The sequence below is a fragment of the Bradyrhizobium sp. MOS003 genome (genome assembly GCF_003020125.1).
Taxonomy (GTDB): Bacteria; Pseudomonadota; Alphaproteobacteria; order Rhizobiales; family Xanthobacteraceae; genus Bradyrhizobium.
In genome coordinates this window covers 576,467-595,292 of sequence record NZ_PYFW01000003.1, presented here as the reverse complement: position 1 = coordinate 595,292, position 18,826 = coordinate 576,467, and the positions used below count along the sequence as shown (strand labels likewise).

General features: G+C 63.8%; 18 protein-coding genes. 12 read left to right on the top strand and 6 right to left on the bottom strand.

Translation table 11 applies throughout. The features are described 5' to 3' along the window. Positions 1-2: 2 nt before the first annotated feature. The 3 genes from C7G42_RS17610 to C7G42_RS17600 all read right to left on the bottom strand — a co-directional run bounded on the left by C7G42_RS17610 (position 3) and on the right by C7G42_RS17600 (position 3,265). On the bottom strand, positions 3-1,022 hold the full coding sequence (locus C7G42_RS17610; protein ID WP_106950203.1) for a branched-chain amino acid ABC transporter permease: 1,020 nt from the start codon (positions 1,020-1,022) through the stop codon (positions 3-5). Then, complete coding sequence (locus tag C7G42_RS17605; RefSeq protein WP_106950202.1) at positions 1,019-1,921, bottom strand: branched-chain amino acid ABC transporter permease; 903 nt, start codon at positions 1,919-1,921, stop codon at positions 1,019-1,021. The genes C7G42_RS17610 and C7G42_RS17605 overlap by 4 nt, the downstream gene beginning before the upstream one ends. 84 nt (positions 1,922-2,005) lie before the next feature. Continuing rightward, complete coding sequence (locus tag C7G42_RS17600) at positions 2,006-3,265, bottom strand: ABC transporter substrate-binding protein (protein WP_106950201.1); 1,260 nt, start codon at positions 3,263-3,265, stop codon at positions 2,006-2,008. A gap of 170 nt (positions 3,266-3,435) precedes the next feature. Between C7G42_RS17600 and C7G42_RS17595 the strand changes: the two genes are divergently transcribed. The 9 genes from C7G42_RS17595 to C7G42_RS17555 all read left to right on the top strand — a co-directional run bounded on the left by C7G42_RS17595 (position 3,436) and on the right by C7G42_RS17555 (position 15,079). Continuing rightward, on the top strand, positions 3,436-4,929 hold the full coding sequence (locus C7G42_RS17595) for an AMP-binding protein (protein WP_106950200.1): 1,494 nt from the start codon (positions 3,436-3,438) through the stop codon (positions 4,927-4,929). Further along, positions 4,926-5,573: a TetR/AcrR family transcriptional regulator gene (locus C7G42_RS17590; protein ID WP_106950199.1), complete on the top strand. Its 648-nt coding sequence runs from the start codon at positions 4,926-4,928 to the stop codon at positions 5,571-5,573. Before C7G42_RS17595 ends, C7G42_RS17590 begins: the two co-directional genes overlap by 4 nt. Continuing rightward, on the top strand, positions 5,570-7,480 hold the full coding sequence (locus C7G42_RS17585; protein WP_106950198.1) for a flavin-containing monooxygenase: 1,911 nt from the start codon (positions 5,570-5,572) through the stop codon (positions 7,478-7,480). Before C7G42_RS17590 ends, C7G42_RS17585 begins: the two co-directional genes overlap by 4 nt. 11 nt (positions 7,481-7,491) lie before the next feature. Then, the gene (locus tag C7G42_RS17580) at positions 7,492-8,127 is read left to right on the top strand and encodes a 2-hydroxychromene-2-carboxylate isomerase (protein WP_106950197.1); all 636 of its coding nucleotides are present in this window, start codon (positions 7,492-7,494) and stop codon (positions 8,125-8,127) included. A 210-nt stretch (positions 8,128-8,337) separates the two neighbouring features. Continuing rightward, complete coding sequence (locus tag C7G42_RS17575) at positions 8,338-8,823, top strand: (2Fe-2S)-binding protein (protein ID WP_106950196.1); 486 nt, start codon at positions 8,338-8,340, stop codon at positions 8,821-8,823. Then, positions 8,820-9,836 carry an FAD binding domain-containing protein gene (locus C7G42_RS17570; RefSeq protein WP_106950195.1) on the top strand — a complete coding sequence of 339 codons (1,017 nt, stop codon included), beginning with the start codon at positions 8,820-8,822 and terminating at the stop codon, positions 9,834-9,836. The genes C7G42_RS17575 and C7G42_RS17570 overlap by 4 nt, the downstream gene beginning before the upstream one ends. Positions 9,837-9,843: 7 nt before the next feature. Further along, positions 9,844-12,042 (top strand): xanthine dehydrogenase family protein molybdopterin-binding subunit, encoded by a 2,199-nt coding sequence (locus C7G42_RS17565; protein WP_106950194.1) that lies wholly within the window; start codon positions 9,844-9,846, stop codon positions 12,040-12,042. 97 nt (positions 12,043-12,139) lie between these two features. Then, on the top strand, positions 12,140-14,497 hold the full coding sequence (locus C7G42_RS17560) for an Orn/Lys/Arg family decarboxylase (protein WP_106950193.1): 2,358 nt from the start codon (positions 12,140-12,142) through the stop codon (positions 14,495-14,497). A 6-nt stretch (positions 14,498-14,503) separates the two neighbouring features. Continuing rightward, positions 14,504-15,079 (top strand): GNAT family N-acetyltransferase, encoded by a 576-nt coding sequence (locus C7G42_RS17555; RefSeq protein ID WP_199580960.1) that lies wholly within the window; start codon positions 14,504-14,506, stop codon positions 15,077-15,079. A 57-nt stretch (positions 15,080-15,136) separates the two neighbouring features. On the opposite strand, the gene C7G42_RS17550 is transcribed toward C7G42_RS17555, so the two are convergent. After that, the gene (locus C7G42_RS17550) at positions 15,137-15,349 is read right to left on the bottom strand and encodes a hypothetical protein (protein ID WP_106950191.1); all 213 of its coding nucleotides are present in this window, start codon (positions 15,347-15,349) and stop codon (positions 15,137-15,139) included. Positions 15,350-15,477: 128 nt separating this feature from the next. Continuing rightward, a complete protein-coding gene (locus C7G42_RS17545; protein ID WP_106950190.1) occupies positions 15,478-16,527 on the bottom strand; it encodes a hydroxyacid dehydrogenase in 1,050 nt (349 codons plus the stop codon). A gap of 251 nt (positions 16,528-16,778) precedes the next feature. On the opposite strand from C7G42_RS17545, the gene C7G42_RS17540 reads away from it, so the two are divergent. The 3 genes from C7G42_RS17540 to C7G42_RS17530 all read left to right on the top strand — a co-directional run bounded on the left by C7G42_RS17540 (position 16,779) and on the right by C7G42_RS17530 (position 18,393). After that, positions 16,779-17,333: a thiamine pyrophosphate-binding protein gene (locus C7G42_RS17540; protein WP_106950189.1), complete on the top strand. Its 555-nt coding sequence runs from the start codon at positions 16,779-16,781 to the stop codon at positions 17,331-17,333. A gap of 8 nt (positions 17,334-17,341) precedes the next feature. After that, positions 17,342-17,938, top strand: a complete 597-nt coding sequence (locus C7G42_RS17535; RefSeq protein WP_199580959.1) for a thiamine pyrophosphate-dependent enzyme — start codon at positions 17,342-17,344, stop codon at positions 17,936-17,938. 77 nt (positions 17,939-18,015) lie between these two features. After that, positions 18,016-18,393, top strand: coding sequence for a VanZ family protein (locus tag C7G42_RS17530; protein WP_106950187.1), 378 nt, complete (start codon positions 18,016-18,018; stop codon positions 18,391-18,393). A 46-nt stretch (positions 18,394-18,439) separates the two neighbouring features. Here C7G42_RS17530 and C7G42_RS17525 read toward each other — a convergent pair whose 3' ends face one another. Further along, entirely contained in the window at positions 18,440-18,823 is a 384-nt protein-coding gene (locus C7G42_RS17525; RefSeq protein WP_106950464.1) for a DUF1236 domain-containing protein, read from the bottom strand. Positions 18,824-18,826: the final 3 nt, after the last annotated feature.

The following is an 18,826-nucleotide window of genomic DNA, read 5'->3' as shown; positions in this document are numbered from 1 at the left end:
GGCTAGCGCCCCTCGCCTGCATCGCGCCGCTGCACAAACCATTCGGCGACGAAATCGAGGAGCCCCTTCCGCAAGCCGAGCGCGAAGAACAGGATGACCACGCCGAGCACGATGCCATGGTACTCGGTGAACCGCGTCACGGTGTCGTTGAGCAGCAGCAGCAGCACGGTGCCGACCATCGGCCCGAGGAAGGTCGAGACGCCGCCGAGCATGTTGATGAAGATGCCTTCGCCCGAGATGGTCCAATAGGCGAACTCCGGATAGGCGCCGGAGACGAACAGCGCCATCACCATGCCGCCCATGGATGCAAACACCGCCGCCAGCACGAACACGGTGAGCTTGGTGCGCCAGACGTCGATGCCGAGAAAGCTCGCGCGCGCGGCATTGTCGCGAATCATCCGCAGGGTGTAGCCGAACGGCGATTGCGCGATCTGGCGCATCGCGAGCAGGCCGAGGATCAGCAGGGCGCAGCTCGCGATGTAGAGATGGACGTGGTTGGCGAGATTGATCCCGAGGAATGCGGGACGCGGAATGCCGCCGCGCAGGCCCTGGTCGCCGCCGGTGAAAGAGGCCCACGACAAAATGGTCGAATGGATCAGCATCTGGAAGGCGAGCGTGACGAAGGCGAAATAGATCTCCTTGAGCCGCACGCAGATCGCGCCGATCACGGCCGCGATCACCGCCGTGATCGCCAGCGTCGCCACGAAGGCCACGGGAATGGGCACGCCGAGCTTCTGCATGATCAGGCCGAAACTGTAGGCACCAAGGCCGAAGAACATGCCATGGCCGAAAGAGGTCAGGCCGGTGTAGCCGACGAGCAGATTGAGCGAGGTCGCGAACAGGCCGTAAGCCGAGCAGCGGATGACGAAATCGAGCAGCGCCTTGCTGCCCGTGAACAGCGGCAGGCTCGCCAGCACGGCAAAAGCGATCAGCGCGATCAGGATGTCGCGATAGCGCCCAAGCGCGGCACCGCCGCGCACAGGCGCCAGCGTCCCGGCGCGTCCGGCCTCGAGCTCGGTCATGCCGCCTCCTTGCCGAACAGGCCGGTGGGTTTCGAGACCAGCACGATCACCATGAAGAGATACATCAGGCCTTCCGTGAACAGGGGAAAGCCGAGCGAACCGTAGGACCTGATCAGGCCGAGCAGCAAAGCGCCGATCAGGGCACCCAGGATCGAGCCCATGCCGCCGATCACGGTGACGATGAAGGATTCGATCAGCACCGAAAATCCCATCCCTGGGGTCAGCGAGCGCACCGGCGCAGCGAGCGCACCCGCGAGCCCCGCCAGCATGCCGCCGAGCGCGAAAACGCCGCCATAGATCAGGCCGGTGTTGATACCGAGCGCCGAGACCATGCCCGGATTATGCGCAGCAGCGCGGATCACCTTACCGATGCGCGTGCGCGACAGGCCCGCACCGAGCACGATAGCCGCAACGAGCGCGACGCCGATCAGCAGCAGGTAATAAGGCGGCACCACGCCGCCGGCGATGAACAGCGGCATCACCTGGAAGGCCGCCGGCATGCCCATCGCCTTGAATTCGGGCCCCCAGATCAGGCGCACGACATCGTCGAAGATCAGCACGAAGGCGTAGCAGACGAGGAGCTGCATCAACACGTCCGCACCATAGACACGGCTCATGAAGACGCGCTCGAAGATCAATCCGAGAATGGCCGTGCCGGCCGCCCCGGCCAGCATCGCGAGGGCAAAGCTTCCGGTGAACTGATAGGCCGTCATCGCGAAATAGGCGCCGAACATGTAGAACGCGCCGTGGCTGAAATTGACCACTTTGAGCACGCCGAAAATCAACGTCAGCCCGACCGCGACCAGGAACAGCAGCATGCCGATGATGAGGCCGCTGGTGGTTTGCGTCACCAGGCAGGCTGAGCTGGAGAGGCAACCGGCAAGCGCGTCGAGATCCACGGGAGCACTTTCATTGCGGCGCGCCCGATACGGCGCGGAAAACGAGACGGCGGAGACGGTCGCCCGTCTCCGCTGCGCATTGGATCAGGTGTAGCCCTTGCTCTTCTTCCACTCGGCCTCGAGCTCGAAGATCGTCTTCCAGTCGCCGGCCTTGACCTCCGGCACATACGGCTCCTGCGGGATCGTAGTGCCCCAGCCGATGGCGTAGCCGACCAGCGTGTGGTCGTCGCCGCGCATCGTCACGGTGCCGTCGGCGCCGAACGGGCACTTGATGGTGAGGCCCTTCAACGCCTCCGCGATCTTCTTGCCGTCGGCCGAGTTCGCCTTCTTGGCGGCCTCGGCGAGGAACATCACCGCGGTCGCGTTCTGCCACGACCAGTTGGTCGGATACTCGTTGTACTTCGCCTTGTAGGCATCGCCCCAGGCCGCGTTCTCCGGCGTGGTCGGAAACGTCTTGATGTAACGGTTGCCGGAGTGGATGCCCTTGGGCAGGTTCTTCACCACGGTGAGCGCGGTGTAGTCGGCCATGTTGACCGCGAACACCTCCATCTGGCTGAACATCGCGTAGATGTTGGCCTGGTCGATATAGGAGGTGAGATCGCCGCCCCACAGGCAGGAATAAAGCGCCTGCGGTTTGGCTTGCAGGATCTTGGTGACGACCTCGGTATAGTCGGGCTGGAACAGCTTTGGCCAGGATTCGCTGATGATCTCCACATCAGGCGCGAAACGCTTCAAATACAGCGTGAACTCGCCGGTGGTGTCGCGGCCATAGGCATAATCGGGCGAACAGGTCGCCCATTTCTTCAAGCCCTTGGTCTTGGCGATCGCGGCGGCGTAGCTGCCGCCGACGATGGAATCGTGGATGCCCTGGCGCACGCAGCGGAACGCGTTCGGGATGTGTTGCTTGGGATCGGCCGTCAGCGAGGACGCTTCCGAGCAGGTGTGGATGCAGAGCACGCCGAGATCGCGCGCGACCTCATGCACCGCGAAAGAACCCGAGGACGCCTCGCCGTCCAGCAGCAGCTCGCAGCCGTCGGTGTTGACGAGCTCGCGCGCGACACGCGCGGCTTCCTGCGGCTGGCCCTTGGAATCGCGGATCACCATCTCGATCTGCCGGCCGGCAAGGCCGCCGGCAGCGTTGACCTTCTCGACCTCGAGCATAACCGCGTTGCGCGAGGACGTGCCGAGCTGCGCCACGCGGCCCGACAGAATCGTCGGCATGCCGATCTTGATGGTCTTGGCTTGCGCACGCGCCACCCAGGGCGCGGCAACACTCATCGCACCGGCGCCCATCAGCGCCAGCGTTGAACGGCGGCTGATGCCCGGCGTGCGGGTTCTCGTCATTTTCCCCTCCCTCTGTCGGGTCGGCGTTTCCAAATCCCTGTCGGAGATCGTGTCGTCTCCGTAGCCTCAAGGATTTCAGAGGGTGGGGGGTGACGTCAAGCCAAAGATGAATTACGAGTCAGAATTCATCGAGTAGGCAACGAGGCCGCAAGCGGCCCAAAATCCGCGCAATGATCAATCTTTCGAGCTTCATCGCCTTTCATGCCCGGCGCTCGCCGGACCGGCCTGCGCTGAAATATCGCGGCGAGGAGCTTTCCTACGCGACGTTCGATGTGCGTGTCCGGACGGTGGCAGGCTGGCTCGCCGCGCAGGGCATCGGCGCCGGCGATGTCGTGGCGGTGCTGATGAAGAATAGCGCCGCATTCCTGGAGGTCGTCTTCGCCACCAGCCATCTCGGCGCGGTGTTCTTGCCGATCAACTTCCGCCTCTCTCGCGACGAGGTCGCCTACATCACCAGCAATTCCGGCGCACGGCTTCTGATCGTCGACGAGGAATTGGCCGCGAATGCCGCGGGCACAAGAATTGTCGTGCTCGACGAGGCCGCGCAGCAGAGTCTTACGCGTCTTGCAGGCGATGCGCCGCCCGCGCTGATGCATGTCCGCGCACCATCCGACCTGATGCGGCTGATGTATACCTCGGGCACGACCGACCGCCCCAAGGGGGTGATGCTCACATACGATAATTTCTACTGGAAGTCCGCCGACCAGACGATCGCGCTCGGCCTCAGCGCCGAGACGCGCCTGCTCGTCGTCGGCCCGCTCTATCACGTTGGCGCGCTCGATTTGCCCGGCATCGCCGTGCTCTGGCATGGCGGCTTCATCCGCATCGAACGCAATTTCGAGCCGGAGAGCGCGCTTGCGGCGATTGCCGAGGACAAGCTCAACGCCGCCTGGTTCGCACCTGTCATGACCAGTGCGATGCTCACCTGCCCGACGCGTGATCGCTACGACGTCTCCAGCCTGCAATGGGCGATCGGCGGCGGCGAGAAGACGCCGGAGCTGCGCATCCGCTCCTTCTCGGAATATTTCCACAATGCGCGCTACATCGATGCCTATGGCCTCACCGAGACCGTCGGCGGCGATACCTTCATGGAGGCCGGTCGCGAGATCGAGAAGATCGGCTCGACCGGGCGCGCCATCGCCCATGTCGAGATCGAGATCCGCGACGAGGACGGCGCCACGTTGCCGGCCAACGTCGACGGCGAGATCTGCCTGCGCGGCCCGAAGATCACGCGCGGCTACTGGAAGGATCCGGACAAGACGGCCGCCGCCTTCTTCGGCGACTGGTTCCGCAGCGGCGACGTCGGCTATCTCGACGAAGACGGCTTCCTGTACCTCACCGACCGCAAGAAGGACATGATCATCTCCGGCGGGGAGAACATCGCCTCCTCCGAGGTCGAACGCGTCATCTACGAGCTATCTGGGGTGCGCGAGGTCGCCGTGATCGGTCTGCACGACGCCCGCTGGGGCGAGCGGCCGGTCGCGATCGTCGTGCTGGCGGAAGGTACCAGCCTGGAGTTCCCTGCCCTCACCGAGCATTGTCGCGCCCGGCTCGCGAGCTTCAAAGTGCCGAAACAGCTGGTCATCCGCGACAGCCTTCCGCGCAACCCATCCGGAAAAATTCTCAAGCGCGTGCTGCGCGCCGAATTGGAGACCGTGGCATGACGCAAGGCCCAGCCACCGCGAAAGTCACAAAACTCAACCGCGTCGAGCGCAACGCCTGGACCAAGCAGAAGATCTTCGAGGCCGCCACCAAGGTCGTCGGCAAGCATGGCTATGCCGAAGCCTCCGTCGCCCGCATCACCGAGCAGGCCGGCGTCGCGCAAGGCACCTTCTACAATCATTTCGAGAACCGCCAGGAGCTGCTCGACCAGTTGCTGCCGAAGATCGGCCTCGACATGGTGGGTTTCATCCGCGCCCGCACCGGCACCGCGGATGCGGCGCGGCAGGAAATTTCACGCTTCTCCGCCTTCTTCGACTTCATCCGCGAGGTGCCGGAGTTCTTGCGCATCCTCAACGAGGCCGAGTTCTTCGCACCGATCGGTTATCAGAAGCATCTCGACAACATCTCGGTCGCCTATGTCCGCATTTTGCGTCGTGCGCGAGGCGCAGGCGCGATCGCGGATTACAGCGACGAGGAGTTCGAGGCGATCGTTCACATGCTGATGGGCGCGCGCGGCTATCTCAGCCGCCGCTACTCCTATTCGGCCGGCGGCGTCACCGCCGTCCCCGATCACGTCATTTCCGCCTATCGCAAACTGATGACGCGCGGCCTCTTCACCACGTCCGGAGACCAGGATACGCCATGAAGATCGAAGCTCCGCACAGGCCGCTCGACCTTGCCTCGACCATCGCGGAAGGCGACATCCGCTGCCTCCTGATGGTGCTGGTGCACATGACGGGCGATGAGAAATGGCTCGCGCCGCCATACTTGCCCAAACGCGATATCCGCCTGATCCCCGATCCCCAAGCCGGCGTGCCGCAAGAGATCCAGGACGAAATCCGGGCCGCTGTCGTCAGACTCTTTGCCGATGGCACGCCGAAGCCTGTCATCGCCGATCCCGGCGAAGAGCTGCTCTTGAAGATGATGCGCGCCTGCCTCGGCGAGAACGTCGCGCCGGAGTATGCTCCGCTGATGCGCGAGGAGATGGGTTTTGTGTCGCGCGAGCCGCGCTGGACCAAGCAGCCGTCGAACGACAAACTCGCCGAGCAGCACGTGCTGATCGTCGGTGCCGGCGTCTGCGCCATCGCGCTCGGCGTTGCGCTCGGCCATCTCGGCATCCCCTACACCATCGTCGAGAAGAACGCCGAGCTCGGCGGCACCTGGTGGATCAACCGCTATCCCGGCTGCGGCGTCGACACGCCAAACCACTCCTATTCCTATTCCTTCGGCTCGGGGAATGCATGGACCCGCTACTTCTGCCAGCGCGAGGAGTTGCTCGGCTATCTCCAAAAGGTCGCGGAGGAATACGGCATCCGCAAGCATCTGCGCGTCAACACCGAACTCACCTCGTCGCGCTGGGACGAAAGCAAGCGGCGCTGGATCTCGACGCTCAAAACCAGCAACGGCGAAGAGATCTTCGAATCCACCGCATTGGTCTCGGCCATCGGCCAGCTCAACGACCCCTCCCGTGCCCGGTTCAAGGGCGAGGACGAGTTCAAGGGAACGATCCTGCATTCGGCGCTGTGGTCCGATGACATCGACATCGACGGCAAGCATGTCGCCGTGATCGGCACCGGCGCGACCTCGATGCAGCTGGTGCCGTCGATCGCGGACCGCGTCGCCTCGGTCACGGTCTATCAGCGCAGCGCGCAATGGGCGCGGCCTGTGAAGGGCTATGCCGATCCGATCAGCGAGGGCGCGCGCTGGCTGCTGGTGCATCTGCCGTTCTATGTGCAGTGGTACCGCTTCAACATGTTCTGGCGCTATGGCGACGGCTTGCTGCCTTTCCTGCGCAAGGACCCGGCCTGGCCGCATCCCGAGCGGGCCGTCAACAAGGGCAACGACCGGCACCGCCAGGAGCTGACCGACTTCATCCTGTCGGAACTACAGGGCCGGCCGGACCTGATCGAGAAATGCGTGCCGACCTATCCACCCTACGGCAAGCGCATTTTGCTCGACAACAACTGGTTCAAGACCTTGAGGCGGGACAATGTCGAACTCGTCACCGACGCGATCGATCATTTCGACGAGACCGGCATCGTCACCGCCGACGGCCAGCACCGTCCCGCCGACATCATCGTGGTCGCCACCGGCTTCAAGGTGACGGAGATGGCGGCGCGCCTCAACATCAGCGGACGCGACGGCAAGGATCTGCGCGAAGCCTGGGGCCACGACAATCCGACCGCCTTCCTCGGTCTCACCGTACCTGATTTCCCCAACTTCTTCTGCATGCTCGGCCCGAACTCCGGCCCTGCGCATGGCGGCAGCGTCATCTTCCAGTCGGAATGCCAGAGCCGCTACATCTCGGCGTGTCTCGCCGAGATGATCGAGCAAGACGTCGAAGCGATCGATGTCCGCCCGGACGTGCTCGACGATTACGTCCGCAAGGTCGATGCCGAGCACGAGACCATGATCTGGACCCATCCGGGCATGAGCACCTACTATCGCAACGCGAGCGGACGCGTGTTTTCGGCCATGCCCTGGCGGTTCGTGGATTATTGGCGCATGACGCATGACCCGGATCTGGGGCAGTACCGGCTGACGAAAGCATAGAGGAACTCGCAGTGCCCAAGCCACTTGTGCGCATCTATACCGACTACAAGAGTCCCTACGCGTTCGTCGCCAACAAGCGGCTGTTCTCGCTCGAAGCAACGCAAGGTGTCGAGCTGGAATGGCTGCCCTATACGCTGCGCGTCGCCGAATTCATGGGAACGGTCGAGGAGCGCACGCCGCATTTCTGGCGCAAGGTCCGCTACGCCTATATGGACGCGCGGCGCTTCGCCAATGTGCAGGGGCTCGTCATGAAAGGACCACGGCGGATTTACGACGCTTTCTATTCCAGCGTTGGCATGCTGTTCGCCCAACATCACGGCTTCTTCCGGCCCTATCACGACACGGTGTTTCGCAAATTCTGGAGCCATGAGCTGGAGATCGACGACCTCGCCGCGATCGCGGATATCATCACATCGTGCGGCGGCTCGTCCGTCGAGTTCGAGGCCTATGTCAACGGCTCCGCACGCGCCGAGCACGATCGCATCATCGATGAGGCCGAGGCACTCGGCGTGTTCGGCGTTCCCACCATGGTATTCAACGGCGAGTTGTTCTGGGGCGGCGACCGCATCGACATGCTGATCGAACGCATCGAGCGGCCCGAGACCATCGAAACCGCTCTTGGCAGCCGGCATCGCAAGGAGATATAGCCGCCTTTACGCGGCCAACTCACTCCCCTCCGACTCAAACTCCAGCCCGAGGCTCTCCCAGCCAAGCGCTGACCTCGCCATCCGGCCGAAGAATCGGTCTGGAACCAAGCACCGCGTCATCCGTTGGGCGCTATCGGCCAGCGGCGGCAGCGGATGCGTGCGTCACTCCCACATTTTGCCCAGCTCGGCCTTTCCGCAGGGAAATAGCATATGGCCGACACGACGATCCCCGAACCCATTCCGATCAACCTCGTCGTCAATGGCGAAAGGCGCGCGCTCGAGATCGTGCCGTGGACCACGCTGCTCGATGCGCTGCGTGACCGTCTGGAGTTGACGGGCACAAAAAAGGGCTGCGATCACGGCCAATGCGGCGCATGTACCGTGCTGGTCGACGGAAGACGGGTCAATTCCTGCCTGACCCTCGCGGTCATGAAGGATGGCGCCGAGATCACGACCATCGAGGGTTTGGCCAGGGACGGCACGCTGCATCCCCTGCAGCAGGCCTTCATCGACCACGATGCCTTTCAGTGCGGCTATTGCACGCCGGGACAGATTTGCTCGGCCGCCGGCCTGTTGGCCGAAGGTCGTGCGCGAGATGCCGACGAGATCCGGGAGCTCATGAGCGGAAACCTCTGCCGCTGTGGCGCCTATCCCAACATCGTGGCTGCGATCGAGCAAGCAATGAGCCGGTCATGAACAATTTCGATTATTCCCGCGCAAGCGACGTTGCCGACGCCATTCGCCTGCTCACCGCCGATCCCGGCGCGAAGCTGATTGCCGGCGGCACCAACCTGATCGATCTGATGAAGGAGAATGTCGAACGGCCCTCGCGGCTCATCGACATCTCCCGCCTGCCGCTCCGCGCCATCGAGGAGACCGCCGGCGGCGGTCTGCGCATCGGCGCCTTGGTCCCGAATTCGGACCTCGCCTACCATCCCTTTATCGAGCAGCGCTACCCCCTCCTCGCCAGCGCCATCCTGGCCGGTGCCTCCGCGCAACTGCGCAACATGGCCTCGGTCGGCGGCAATCTGATGCAACGAACGCGCTGCGCCTACTTCTATGACACCACGACACCTTGCAGCAAGCGGAGCCCTGGCACGGGCTGCTCGGCGATGGATGGCCTCAATCGCAACCATGCAATCCTCGGCACCAGCCAATTTTGCATCGCGACGAATCCATCCGACATGAGCGTGGCACTGGCCGCGCTCGGCGCGCTGGTCCACATCGCAGGCCCCTCGGGTCAGCGCAGCATCGCGTTGACGGATTTCCACCGGCTTCCGGGCGACAAGCCTCATCTCGATACGAATCTCGGCAGCGGCGAGATCATTACGGCAATCGAGCTGCCGCCGCAGACATTCGTCCGAAACTACAGCTATCTGAAAATCCGCGACCGGCTGTCCTATGCCTTCGCCTTGGTCTCGGTCGCAGCCGCGCTCGAACTGGAGGGCAACGCGATCAGCGAAGCGCGCCTGGCGCTCGGCGGTGTGGCCCACAAGCCCTGGCGAAGCCTCGAGGCCGAAGCGGCATTGCGGGGCAAGGCGGCTACACCGGACCATTTCGGACACGCCGCCGACCTGCTGCTGCAGGGTGCGACTGCCGGTTCCCATAATGGATTCAAGATCGAGCTGGCCCGTCGCGCCATCGTGCGAACGCTGATGCAGGCCGCGAGTGCCACGCCGCAATCACAAGCTCACAAGAAGATCGCATGAGGGCCGGATGAACGCCTATGTCGGAACAGCAACGTCGCGCGTCGACGGCCGGGCCAAGGTCACCGGAGCCGCGAAGTACGCCGGCGAATTCAGCGCCAACGGCTTGGTCCATGGCTTCGTGGTGGAAGCCTCCATCCCGCGCGGTCGCATCGTGCGGATCGACACTGACGAGGCGCTGAAAGTAGCCGGAGTTCTCGACGTGCTCACGCACGCCAATCGTCCCCCCCTCGCGGACAAGGACGACGCCTGGAAGGACGAAGTGGCTCCTGAGGGTTCGCCGTTCCGGCCGCTTTACGACGACAGGATCAAGTTCAACGGACAGCCGATTGCGCTCGTCCTTGCCGAGGAATGGGAAACCGCGAAGTTCGCCGCTACGCTCGTGCGGATCGACTACGAACAGGATGAGTTCGTGACCGACCTCGAGGCCGAACGTGGCAGTGCCAACGAGATGGACAAGCCGCACAAGCCGCGCGGCGACGCCAAGGCAGCGCTTGCCGCCACCGGCTTGCGGCACGAGGCGGACTACCTCCTTCCGACCGAGCATCACAATCCGATGGAGCTCTTTGCGACGACGACGGTCTGGGATGACGGCAGGCTCACGGTCTACGACAAGACGCAAGGCGTTCAGAACGTGCAGAAATATCTCTGCAGCGTGTTCGGCAAGAAGCCCGACGAGATTCGCGTACTTTCGCCCTATGTCGGTGGCGCCTTCGGTTCTGGCCTGCGGCCGCAGTACCAGGTCGTGCTGGCGACGATGGCCTCGCTCGCGCTCAAGCGTTCGGTTCGCGTCGTGCTGACGCGGCAGCAGATGTACGGCCTGGGCTATCGTCCCATGACCATCGAACGCGTTGCGCTCGGGGCAGGTCCGGACGGCACGCTTGATGCCATCACCCACGAAGCTATCGCGATGACCTCACGCTACGAGGATTTCTCGCGCAACGACACGGGCTGGGCCGAGCAGCTCTACAAGAGCCCGAACACCTACTTTTCCCACAAGCTGGTCGATCTCGACGTTGCAACGCCGTGCGATATGCGGGCACCGGGCGCAGCAACGGGCGTTTGTGCGCTCGAGTGCGCCATGGACGAATTGGCGGTAGCGCTCAAGCTGGATCCGCTCGAGCTGCGGCTGAAATGCTACTCGGATCGCGACCAGAGCGAAGACCTGCCCTATACCAGCAAGCAGCTGCGCGAATGCTACGCCCGAGGCGCCGAAGCGTTCGGCTGGAGCCGCCGCGATCCCACACCCCGCTCCATGCGCGACGGCAAGGAACTCGTCGGCTGGGGCATGGCGACGGGAGTTTGGGAAGCACTGCAGATGCCCGTCGCCGTCCGCATCGTGCTGACGGCCAACGGCCATGCCGAGGTCTCCTGCGCCGCGTCCGACATCGGGACGGGCACATATACCATCGTGGCGCAGGTGGCGGCAGATGCCCTCGGGTTGCCTATCGAGAACATCAGCGTGCGGCTCGCCGATTCGACCTTGCCGCAAGCTCCCGTCGAAGGCGGCTCCTGGATGGCGGCATCCAGCGCGCACGCCGTGTTGGCAGCAGCCGAAGATATTCGCCAGGAGCTCGCGCGGCTTGCGAAGGCGATGCCGGATTCTCCGCTGGCTGACATCGACACGCACAATGTCACCTTGGCCAACGGCATGATCGCGAGTAATGGCAAGAACGCGGCTGCTGTCTCTATTGCCGACGTCATGCGTCACAGCAACCTCGAACGGATCGAGAAGGAGAAGCTGAACGAGTTCGCCGAGGACAAATCGCACGCCCGCAATACGCATTCGGCGGTTTTCGCCGAAGTGACGGTCGACGAGGAACTCGGCGTGATCCGCGTGACGCGGGTCGTGAGCGCGGTTGCTGCCGGCCGCATCCTGAACACGAAGACCGGCCGCAGCCAGATCATGGGCAGCGTGGTCTGGGGGATCGGAATGGCGCTTCACGAGGAAACGCAGATGGATCACCGCTTCGGCCGTATCATGAACGCGAACATCGCCGAGTACCACATTCCCGTAAATGCCGACATTCACGACATCAATGTCATTTTCGTCGACGAACCGGACGAGCGGATCAACAAGCTTGGTATCAAGGGGCTCGGAGAGATCGGCATCGTCGGCGTGCCTGCAGCAATTGCGAATGCGGTCTATCACGCCACCGGCAAGCGCATCCGGCGCTTCCCGATCACGCTGGACAAGCTGCTGGAGTGAAGCGGCCGGTCCAATCTTGCCGCGGCACTCGAGGCCTGTCATCCAGGTGTCATCGAATGTGCACAGAGCTGTATCTTCTGCACATTCGGGACAGACCATGGACTATTTCAAGCGCTTCAACTTCCTGTTCGCCGCACCCGCGTTCGATACCGATGACCTTGAGGGCATTCGTTTCAACCAGATCATCGAGGAGATCCAGCGCTCCGGTTTCGAGGTGGTCCGGGCCCGCAAGCTGGAAGATGCCGAGATGGCAGTGCAGACCGATGCCGCAATCGGCTGCATGGTGGTGGACTGGGGCAAGAAGGGATTGGAAGGCAAGACGTCGGCCCTGATCAATCTGATGCGGCGCCGCGGCCTCGATTTCCCGATCATCCTCCTGATCCGGCGCAAGCGCTTCGAGGACCTGCCGGTCGAGGTGCTCGACTTCATCGACGGCTATGTCTTCCTCTCCGAGGAAACCCCGCCCTTCATCGCCAAGAATCTGATCAGCCGGCTCAAGCAGTACGCCGAGACGCTGAAGACGCCGTTCTTCGGCGCCCTCGTCGACTATGCCGAAGAGGGAAACCAGCTCTGGACCTGCCCGGGCCACAATGGCGGCGTGTTCTACAACCGCAGCCCGATCGGCCGGGTCTTCGTCGAGCATCTCGGCGAATCCGTGTTCCGCGACGACCTCGACAATTCCGTGCTCGATCTCGGCGACCTCCTCACCCATGAGGGCCCTGCGCTGAAAGCACAGAAGGAAGCAGCAGCGATCTTCGGCGCAGAGAAGACCTATTTCGTGCTCAACGGCACCTCGACCTCGAACAAGGTCGCGCTCGGCGCCCTCGTCACCGACGGCGACCTCGTGCTGTTCGACCGCAACAATCACAAGGCCGCCCATCACGGCGCCCTGATGATCAACGGCGGCGTTCCGGTCTACGTGCCGACCATTCGCAATTCCTGGGGCCTGATCGGTCCTATGCGATGGGACGTGCTCGACGAGAAAGCGCTGCGCGAAGCGATCCGCAATCATCCGCTGGTCACGGACAAGGAGGCCTGGCGCAAGGAGCGGCCGTTCCGCGTCGCCGTCGTTGAGCAGTGCACCTATGACGGGACGATCCACAGCGCCGAGATGATCCTGAAGCGCATCGGCCATCTCTGCGAATACATCCTGTTCGACGAGGCCTGGGCAGGATTCATGAAATTCCATCCGCTCTATGCCGGGCGTTTCGCCATGGGGCTGACGAACCTTCCCCCGGAAGCACCGGGCATCATCGCGACGCAGTCGACCCACAAACAGCTTGCGAGCTTTTCGCAGGCCTCCCAGATCCACATCAAGGACCGCCATATCCGCGGCCAGAAGCGGCGCGTCGAGCACCGCCGCTTCAACGAAAGCTTCATGCAGCACGCCTCCACATCACCGTTCTATCCGCTGTTCGCCTCGCTCGACGTCGGCGCCCAGATGATGAAGGGCCGCTCCGGCGAGGTGCTGTGGGACGACACGATCCGCCTCGGCATCGAGCTTCGCAAGAAGATCCGCGCGATGCGCCGGGAGTTTGAGGAGAAGGAGCAGAACCCGGACCGGCGCTGGTTCTTCGAACCCTTCGTTCCCGACCGCGTCGCCATTCCCGATGTCGGCCGCCCCGGTGCCGCGCACAACGTTGCCTGGGAAACCCTCTCCACCGATGAACTCGCCACCAATGCCGCGCTGTGGCAGCTCTCGCCCGATACGAACTGGCATGGCTTTCCCGACCTCACGGAAGGTTTTGCCATGACTGATCCGAACAAGCTGACCCTGCTGACACCCGGATTCGACCGCACCACCGGCGCCTATGCCGAGCACGGCATTCCCGCACCGGTCGTCGCGCAATATCTGCGCGAGAACCGCATCGTGCCGGAGAAGAACGACCTCAACTCCCTGCTCTTCCTGCTCACGCCCGGCGTCGAAGCCAGCAAGGCCGGCACGCTGATCTCCGGCCTCGTCGCGTTCAAGAGGCTCCACGACGACAACGCGTTGCTGGCCGACGCCATTCCGGAGTTCTACCAGCGGCGGCAGGCGCGATATGCCGGCGTACGCTTGCGCGATCTCTGCGGCGAGATGCACCGCTTCTTCCGCGCGGCCGATGTCAGCACGCTCCAGGCGCGACAGTTCATGCCGGAGCACATGCCGGAGATTGCGATGTCGCCGCGCGATGCCGCCCGCTATCTGTTCAAGAACGATGTCGACTACCTCCCGATCGAGGCGATCGCGGGCCGCATCGCGACCACACCCTTTGTGGTCTATCCCCCCGGCATCGCCACCATCGTGCCCGGCGAGCGGCTGACGGAACGGGCGAAGCCCATGGTCGATTATCTCAAGATGTTCGAAGCCTGCTTCAACAATTTCCCGGGCTTCGATGTGGAAATCCAGGGCGTCTACAAGGAGATCGATGCCCAGGGGCGCATCGGGCTCTATACTTACGTCGTTGCCGAGTAGGTGCCGATGAACGAAACGTTTGCGCGCGCAAGCGACGAACAGGTTTGGGTCCGGCCGTCGCGCGAGAGCGATGTCGAGGCGATGCTGGCGATCTACCGCCATCACGTCCGCAATGGCGTGGCGCGCGAGGTCGAGGGAGCCGGCGCGCCCGAGCCGGACGATCTGCGCGACCGGCGCAAGAACCTCAAGCAGAGCCGCCTGCCGCATCTGGTCGCAACCTTACGCGGCGGAGTGGTCGGCTATGCCTATGCGGTGCTGTTCCGCAAGCGTCCGGCTTATCGTTACACGGCCAAGCATTCGATCTACGTCCACCACGAACAGCTCGGCCGTGGGGTCGGACGGCTGCTGTTGCAGGAATTGATCGATGCTTGTGCGGCTGCCGGCTTCCGCCAGATGATCGGCTATATCGATGCCGACAACGTGCCCTCACTGGCGCTGCACGAGCGGTTCGGCTTCGCGCGCGCCGGCCTGCTCAGCGGCGTGGCCTATCGCCATGGCCGCTGGTCCGACACCGTCATGGTGCAGCGATCGCTCGGTGCCGGGTCGACGGCGCCTCCACCGGTGACGGCGCCGGGCCGCTAGAGCATGATCCGGAAAAGTGCAGTGGTTTTCCGAAATATCATGCTCAAGCAATAGGCCTCACGACGGAAAATCAGCCGGTTTCACATGGATGCGGTCGGCATGCAGGGACCAGTGATGCAGCGCCTGGTCCTTGCAGAACCTAGCCTTAGCCCGCTCCCTGGCCTCGTTCTCATCGGCGGCGTCGATTTCCAGCGTACCCTGGCAAACCTCGCTCTGCCGGCCGTACTCGCCGAGCACGTTCTTCATGAACCTGACGACATAGATAGACATGGGACCTCCTGCGCCCCCCGGCGGCATTCTAATCCCATTTAAGCCGGACCGGGACAGGAGATTTTGATGCGGATCAAGGTCGGGCCATTCCTCGCCGCGCCGTTATCCCCGGAATGACAATCTGGCTGTTACCCCGGCATCACGCCGAACGCCTGCTTGAAGCGCTCCGCATAGCGCGGCCAGACCTCGGGATTGATGATGCGCGGCGGGCGCTTGCCGTCGAGCGTGTCCAGGACCTGCTCGGCGGCGATGCGGCCCATGTTCTGGCGCGCCTCGATGGTCACACCTGCGGTATGGGGGCTCGCCAGCACGTTGTCGAACTGGAGCAGCGGGTGCTCGGGCGGCGGCGGTTCCTTGGACCAGACGTCGAGGCCAGCACCCGCGATACGCTTGTCGCGCAGCGCCTGGAGCAGCGCATCCTCGTCGTGGATGAAGCCGCGCGCCGTGGTGATGAAATACGCATGCGGCTGCATCAGCCCAAACTCGCGCGTGCTGATCATGTTGCGGCTGCCCTTGTCGAGCGGGCAGGAGATCGAGACGAAATCGGCACGGCGCAACAGCTCGTCGAGTTCGACCTTCTCGCCGCCGCGCTCGGCCATCACTTCGGCCGACAAATACGGGTCGTAGGCCAGCACCTTCATGCCGAGCAGGCCCTTGCACAGCGCGGCGATGCGGCGGCCGACATTGCCGAGGCCGATGATGCCGACGGTCTTGTGTTCGACCTCGTTTCCGACCAGATCGTTGCGGTTGACGTTGGCTTCCCGGCGAAGCTTGCGATCGGACTGGATGATGCGCTTGGACAGCGTCAGCATCATCGCCAGCGCGTGCTCGGCAACCGAATGGGCATTGCCGCCGGACTGGTTGACGACCAGCACGCCCGCGTCGGTGCAGGCCTCGACATCGACGGGGTCGAAGCCCGCGCCATTGCTGGAGACCAGCAGCAGGTTCGGCGTGCGTTTCAGCAAGGCGGCATCGACATGGAAATGCGGGGCGAGTTCGTCCCGGGCGGCGCCGATCTGGTAGACATGCGCCGCGCTCATGATCGGCGCGTAGAAGTCCTCGGGGCTTTCGTTCTCGATGCGATCGAGCCGGACGTCAGGCCGCGCCTTCAGGATGTCGATATAGATCGGATTGGCCAAATATTTGACGTAGAAAACGCGCTTGCTGTTGACGGACATCAGGACCCTTCCGGCTATCGATGGAGATCCGCAAGGTCAGCGCCATGCGCGCCCGTCCGTGCCCCCTCCCGTTTTCTCATTGTCGCCGCTTATTGCACGGCGGTGCCGGCCTCGGCAGGCCGTCTGGCGCAGATCACGGTGCCGGCCCGGACATGTTGACAATCCCACCCGCTCCGTCAAGTTCGGATCGCCGCGACGGCCAGAACCAAGAAGCATGCGCGGCTCGAGAAAATAAGCCAAGGGAGGACGCGATGGCGGTTGCGGAACGGCAGGCGACGCCGGCGGCGGGCGACAGCAGCTGGCACGACATCGTCCTGCAGACCCTGAAGCGGAATGAGATCAGCCTCGTCCCTTACGTGCCCGACCGCGTGCTGACACCGCTGATCAAGAACCTGCACGCCGATCCGTTCTTCACCACCTTCGCCACCGCGCGCGAGGAGGAAGCCGTCGGCATCGTCTCCGGCGCCTGGATGGGCGGCCGGCGCGGTGCGGTGCTGATGCAGACCTCCGGTTTTGCCACGCTCGCCAACGTGCTCGCCTCGCTCGCGGTGCCCTACCAGATCCCGCTGATCATGTTCGTGTCCGAGCGCGGGACGCTCGGCGAGTTCAACTACGGCCAGTCGCTGGTCTGCCGCACCATGCGGCCGGTGCTGGATTCGCTGGCGCTGGAGCATCACACCATCACCCGGCTCGACGAGCTCGAATTCATCGCCGACCGCTCGATCAAGCAGGCCGTCACCACGCAGGCGCCGGTAGCGCTGATCCTCAACCCGCTGCTCACCGGCGGCAAGGTCTTCGACAAGTGAGGCGAGCCATGGACAATCGCAACACGAAGGTGATGAACCGCTTCGACGTGACCTCGCGCCTGATCGGCAAGCTCAAGCACGAGGAGGCCGTGATCGGCGGCATCGGCAACACCAATTTCGACCTCTGGGCCGCCGGCCACCGCCCGCAGAATTTCTACATGTTGGGCAGCATGGGCCTCGCCTTCCCGATCGCGCTCGGCGTCGCGCTGGCGCAGCCCGACCGCCGCGTCTTCGCGCTCGAAGGCGACGGCTCGCTGTTGATGCAGCTCGGCGCGCTCTCGACGATCGCGACGTTGAAGCCGAAGAACCTGATCATGATCGTGATGGACAACGGCATCTACCAGATTACCGGGGCACAGCCGACGCCCGCGGCCAGCGTCGCGGACATCGTAGCCATCGCGGCAGGCTCCGGCCTTGCGAGGAGCGCATGGGCCGCGGACGAGGAGGATTTCGAGCGCCTGGTCGAGGCGGCAATGTCCGCCACCGCGCCGAGCCTGATCGCGGTCCGCATCGACGACAAGCCCGGCGTCGGCGCCACAAGGCGCGATCCCGTGCAGATCCGGGAACGCTTCATGCAAGGGCTTGGCGTGCGCGAGCCGCTTTAATTTTTCGTCATTAACTACACGCCGATCTGATGGAAGGACGGTACCGGTCCGCTGCCGATCCGTGCTAAGCGAACCGGATGTCCATTTTGATACGTTCCTTTGCCTGGTTCCTCGCCGCCGCCGTGACTTTCGCCACCCTCGGTCCCCCCGGCCTGCGGCCACACTCCGACCTCGGCCAGGACGGCGAGCATGCGCTCGCCTTCATCCTGGTAGGACTGGCTTTCGGCCTGGCCTATCCGCAGCGGCGCGTTCTGTGCGCGGGGGCCGCGGTCGTCCTGATTGGCGTGCTCGAGCTGATGCAATTTTGGGCACCCGGACGCCACGCCCGGCTGGAGGATTTTCTGGTCGACGCACTCACCGCCAGCGCCGGCTTTGCGCTCGCGGCGGTCACCGATTGGGCGATGACCCGCTTTCGCCAAAGCGCCTCTGCAGCAAGCGAAGGCCCCGCGGAGTAGAACTCCGCAGGGCCCTTTTGCTCTTCTCGCCGAGGGTCGGCGTCGATCAGTCGATGATCTTGACCACGCGACGCGTGCGCGGCTCGACGATCACGCGGCGATCGTTCACCACCGCATAGCGATACTCGGTGTAATTCGGGACGGGGCGGAGCACCACGGTCGGCGGCAGCGGCTCACCAACCACGACGCGCTCCTCGACCACCACAGAGTCACTCCGCGGGATCCCGCCCAGAATTGCGTTAGGAATTTCCAGGCCGGCACCGACGGCCGCACCAACGGTGCCGCCGACCATCGCACCGATCGGTCCGCCGATGTCGCCACCCGCACGTGCGCCGTCCCTGGCGCCCTGTTCGGTCGTCGACTGGGCAAAGGCTGCACTCGACGCCAGAAGCGACGCGGCAACCAACGAAATCGCAAGACGGGTCTTCATCGA

What these genes read in the sequence shown, in the direction of transcription:
- C7G42_RS17610 (WP_106950203.1), bottom strand. Translation starts at nt 1,022, where the DNA reads ATGACCGAGCTCGAGGCCGGACGCGCCGGGACGCTGGCGCCTGTGCGC.
- C7G42_RS17600 (WP_106950201.1), bottom strand. Translation starts at nt 3,265, where the DNA reads ATGACGAGAACCCGCACGCCGGGCATCAGCCGCCGTTCAACGCTGGCG.
- C7G42_RS17595 (WP_106950200.1), top strand. Translation starts at nt 3,436, where the DNA reads ATGATCAATCTTTCGAGCTTCATCGCCTTTCATGCCCGGCGCTCGCCG.
- C7G42_RS17590 (WP_106950199.1), top strand. Translation starts at nt 4,926, where the DNA reads ATGACGCAAGGCCCAGCCACCGCGAAAGTCACAAAACTCAACCGCGTC.
- C7G42_RS17585 (WP_106950198.1), top strand. Translation starts at nt 5,570, where the DNA reads ATGAAGATCGAAGCTCCGCACAGGCCGCTCGACCTTGCCTCGACCATC.
- C7G42_RS17575 (WP_106950196.1), top strand. Translation starts at nt 8,338, where the DNA reads ATGGCCGACACGACGATCCCCGAACCCATTCCGATCAACCTCGTCGTC.
- C7G42_RS17570 (WP_106950195.1), top strand. Translation starts at nt 8,820, where the DNA reads ATGAACAATTTCGATTATTCCCGCGCAAGCGACGTTGCCGACGCCATT.
- C7G42_RS17565 (WP_106950194.1), top strand. Translation starts at nt 9,844, where the DNA reads ATGAACGCCTATGTCGGAACAGCAACGTCGCGCGTCGACGGCCGGGCC.
- C7G42_RS17560 (WP_106950193.1), top strand. Translation starts at nt 12,140, where the DNA reads ATGGACTATTTCAAGCGCTTCAACTTCCTGTTCGCCGCACCCGCGTTC.
- C7G42_RS17555 (WP_199580960.1), top strand. Translation starts at nt 14,504, where the DNA reads ATGAACGAAACGTTTGCGCGCGCAAGCGACGAACAGGTTTGGGTCCGG.
- C7G42_RS17550 (WP_106950191.1), bottom strand. Translation starts at nt 15,349, where the DNA reads ATGTCTATCTATGTCGTCAGGTTCATGAAGAACGTGCTCGGCGAGTAC.
- C7G42_RS17545 (WP_106950190.1), bottom strand. Translation starts at nt 16,527, where the DNA reads ATGTCCGTCAACAGCAAGCGCGTTTTCTACGTCAAATATTTGGCCAAT.
- C7G42_RS17540 (WP_106950189.1), top strand. Translation starts at nt 16,779, where the DNA reads ATGGCGGTTGCGGAACGGCAGGCGACGCCGGCGGCGGGCGACAGCAGC.
- C7G42_RS17535 (WP_199580959.1), top strand. Translation starts at nt 17,342, where the DNA reads ATGGACAATCGCAACACGAAGGTGATGAACCGCTTCGACGTGACCTCG.
- C7G42_RS17530 (WP_106950187.1), top strand. Translation starts at nt 18,016, where the DNA reads ATGTCCATTTTGATACGTTCCTTTGCCTGGTTCCTCGCCGCCGCCGTG.
- C7G42_RS17525 (WP_106950464.1), bottom strand. Translation starts at nt 18,823, where the DNA reads ATGAAGACCCGTCTTGCGATTTCGTTGGTTGCCGCGTCGCTTCTGGCG.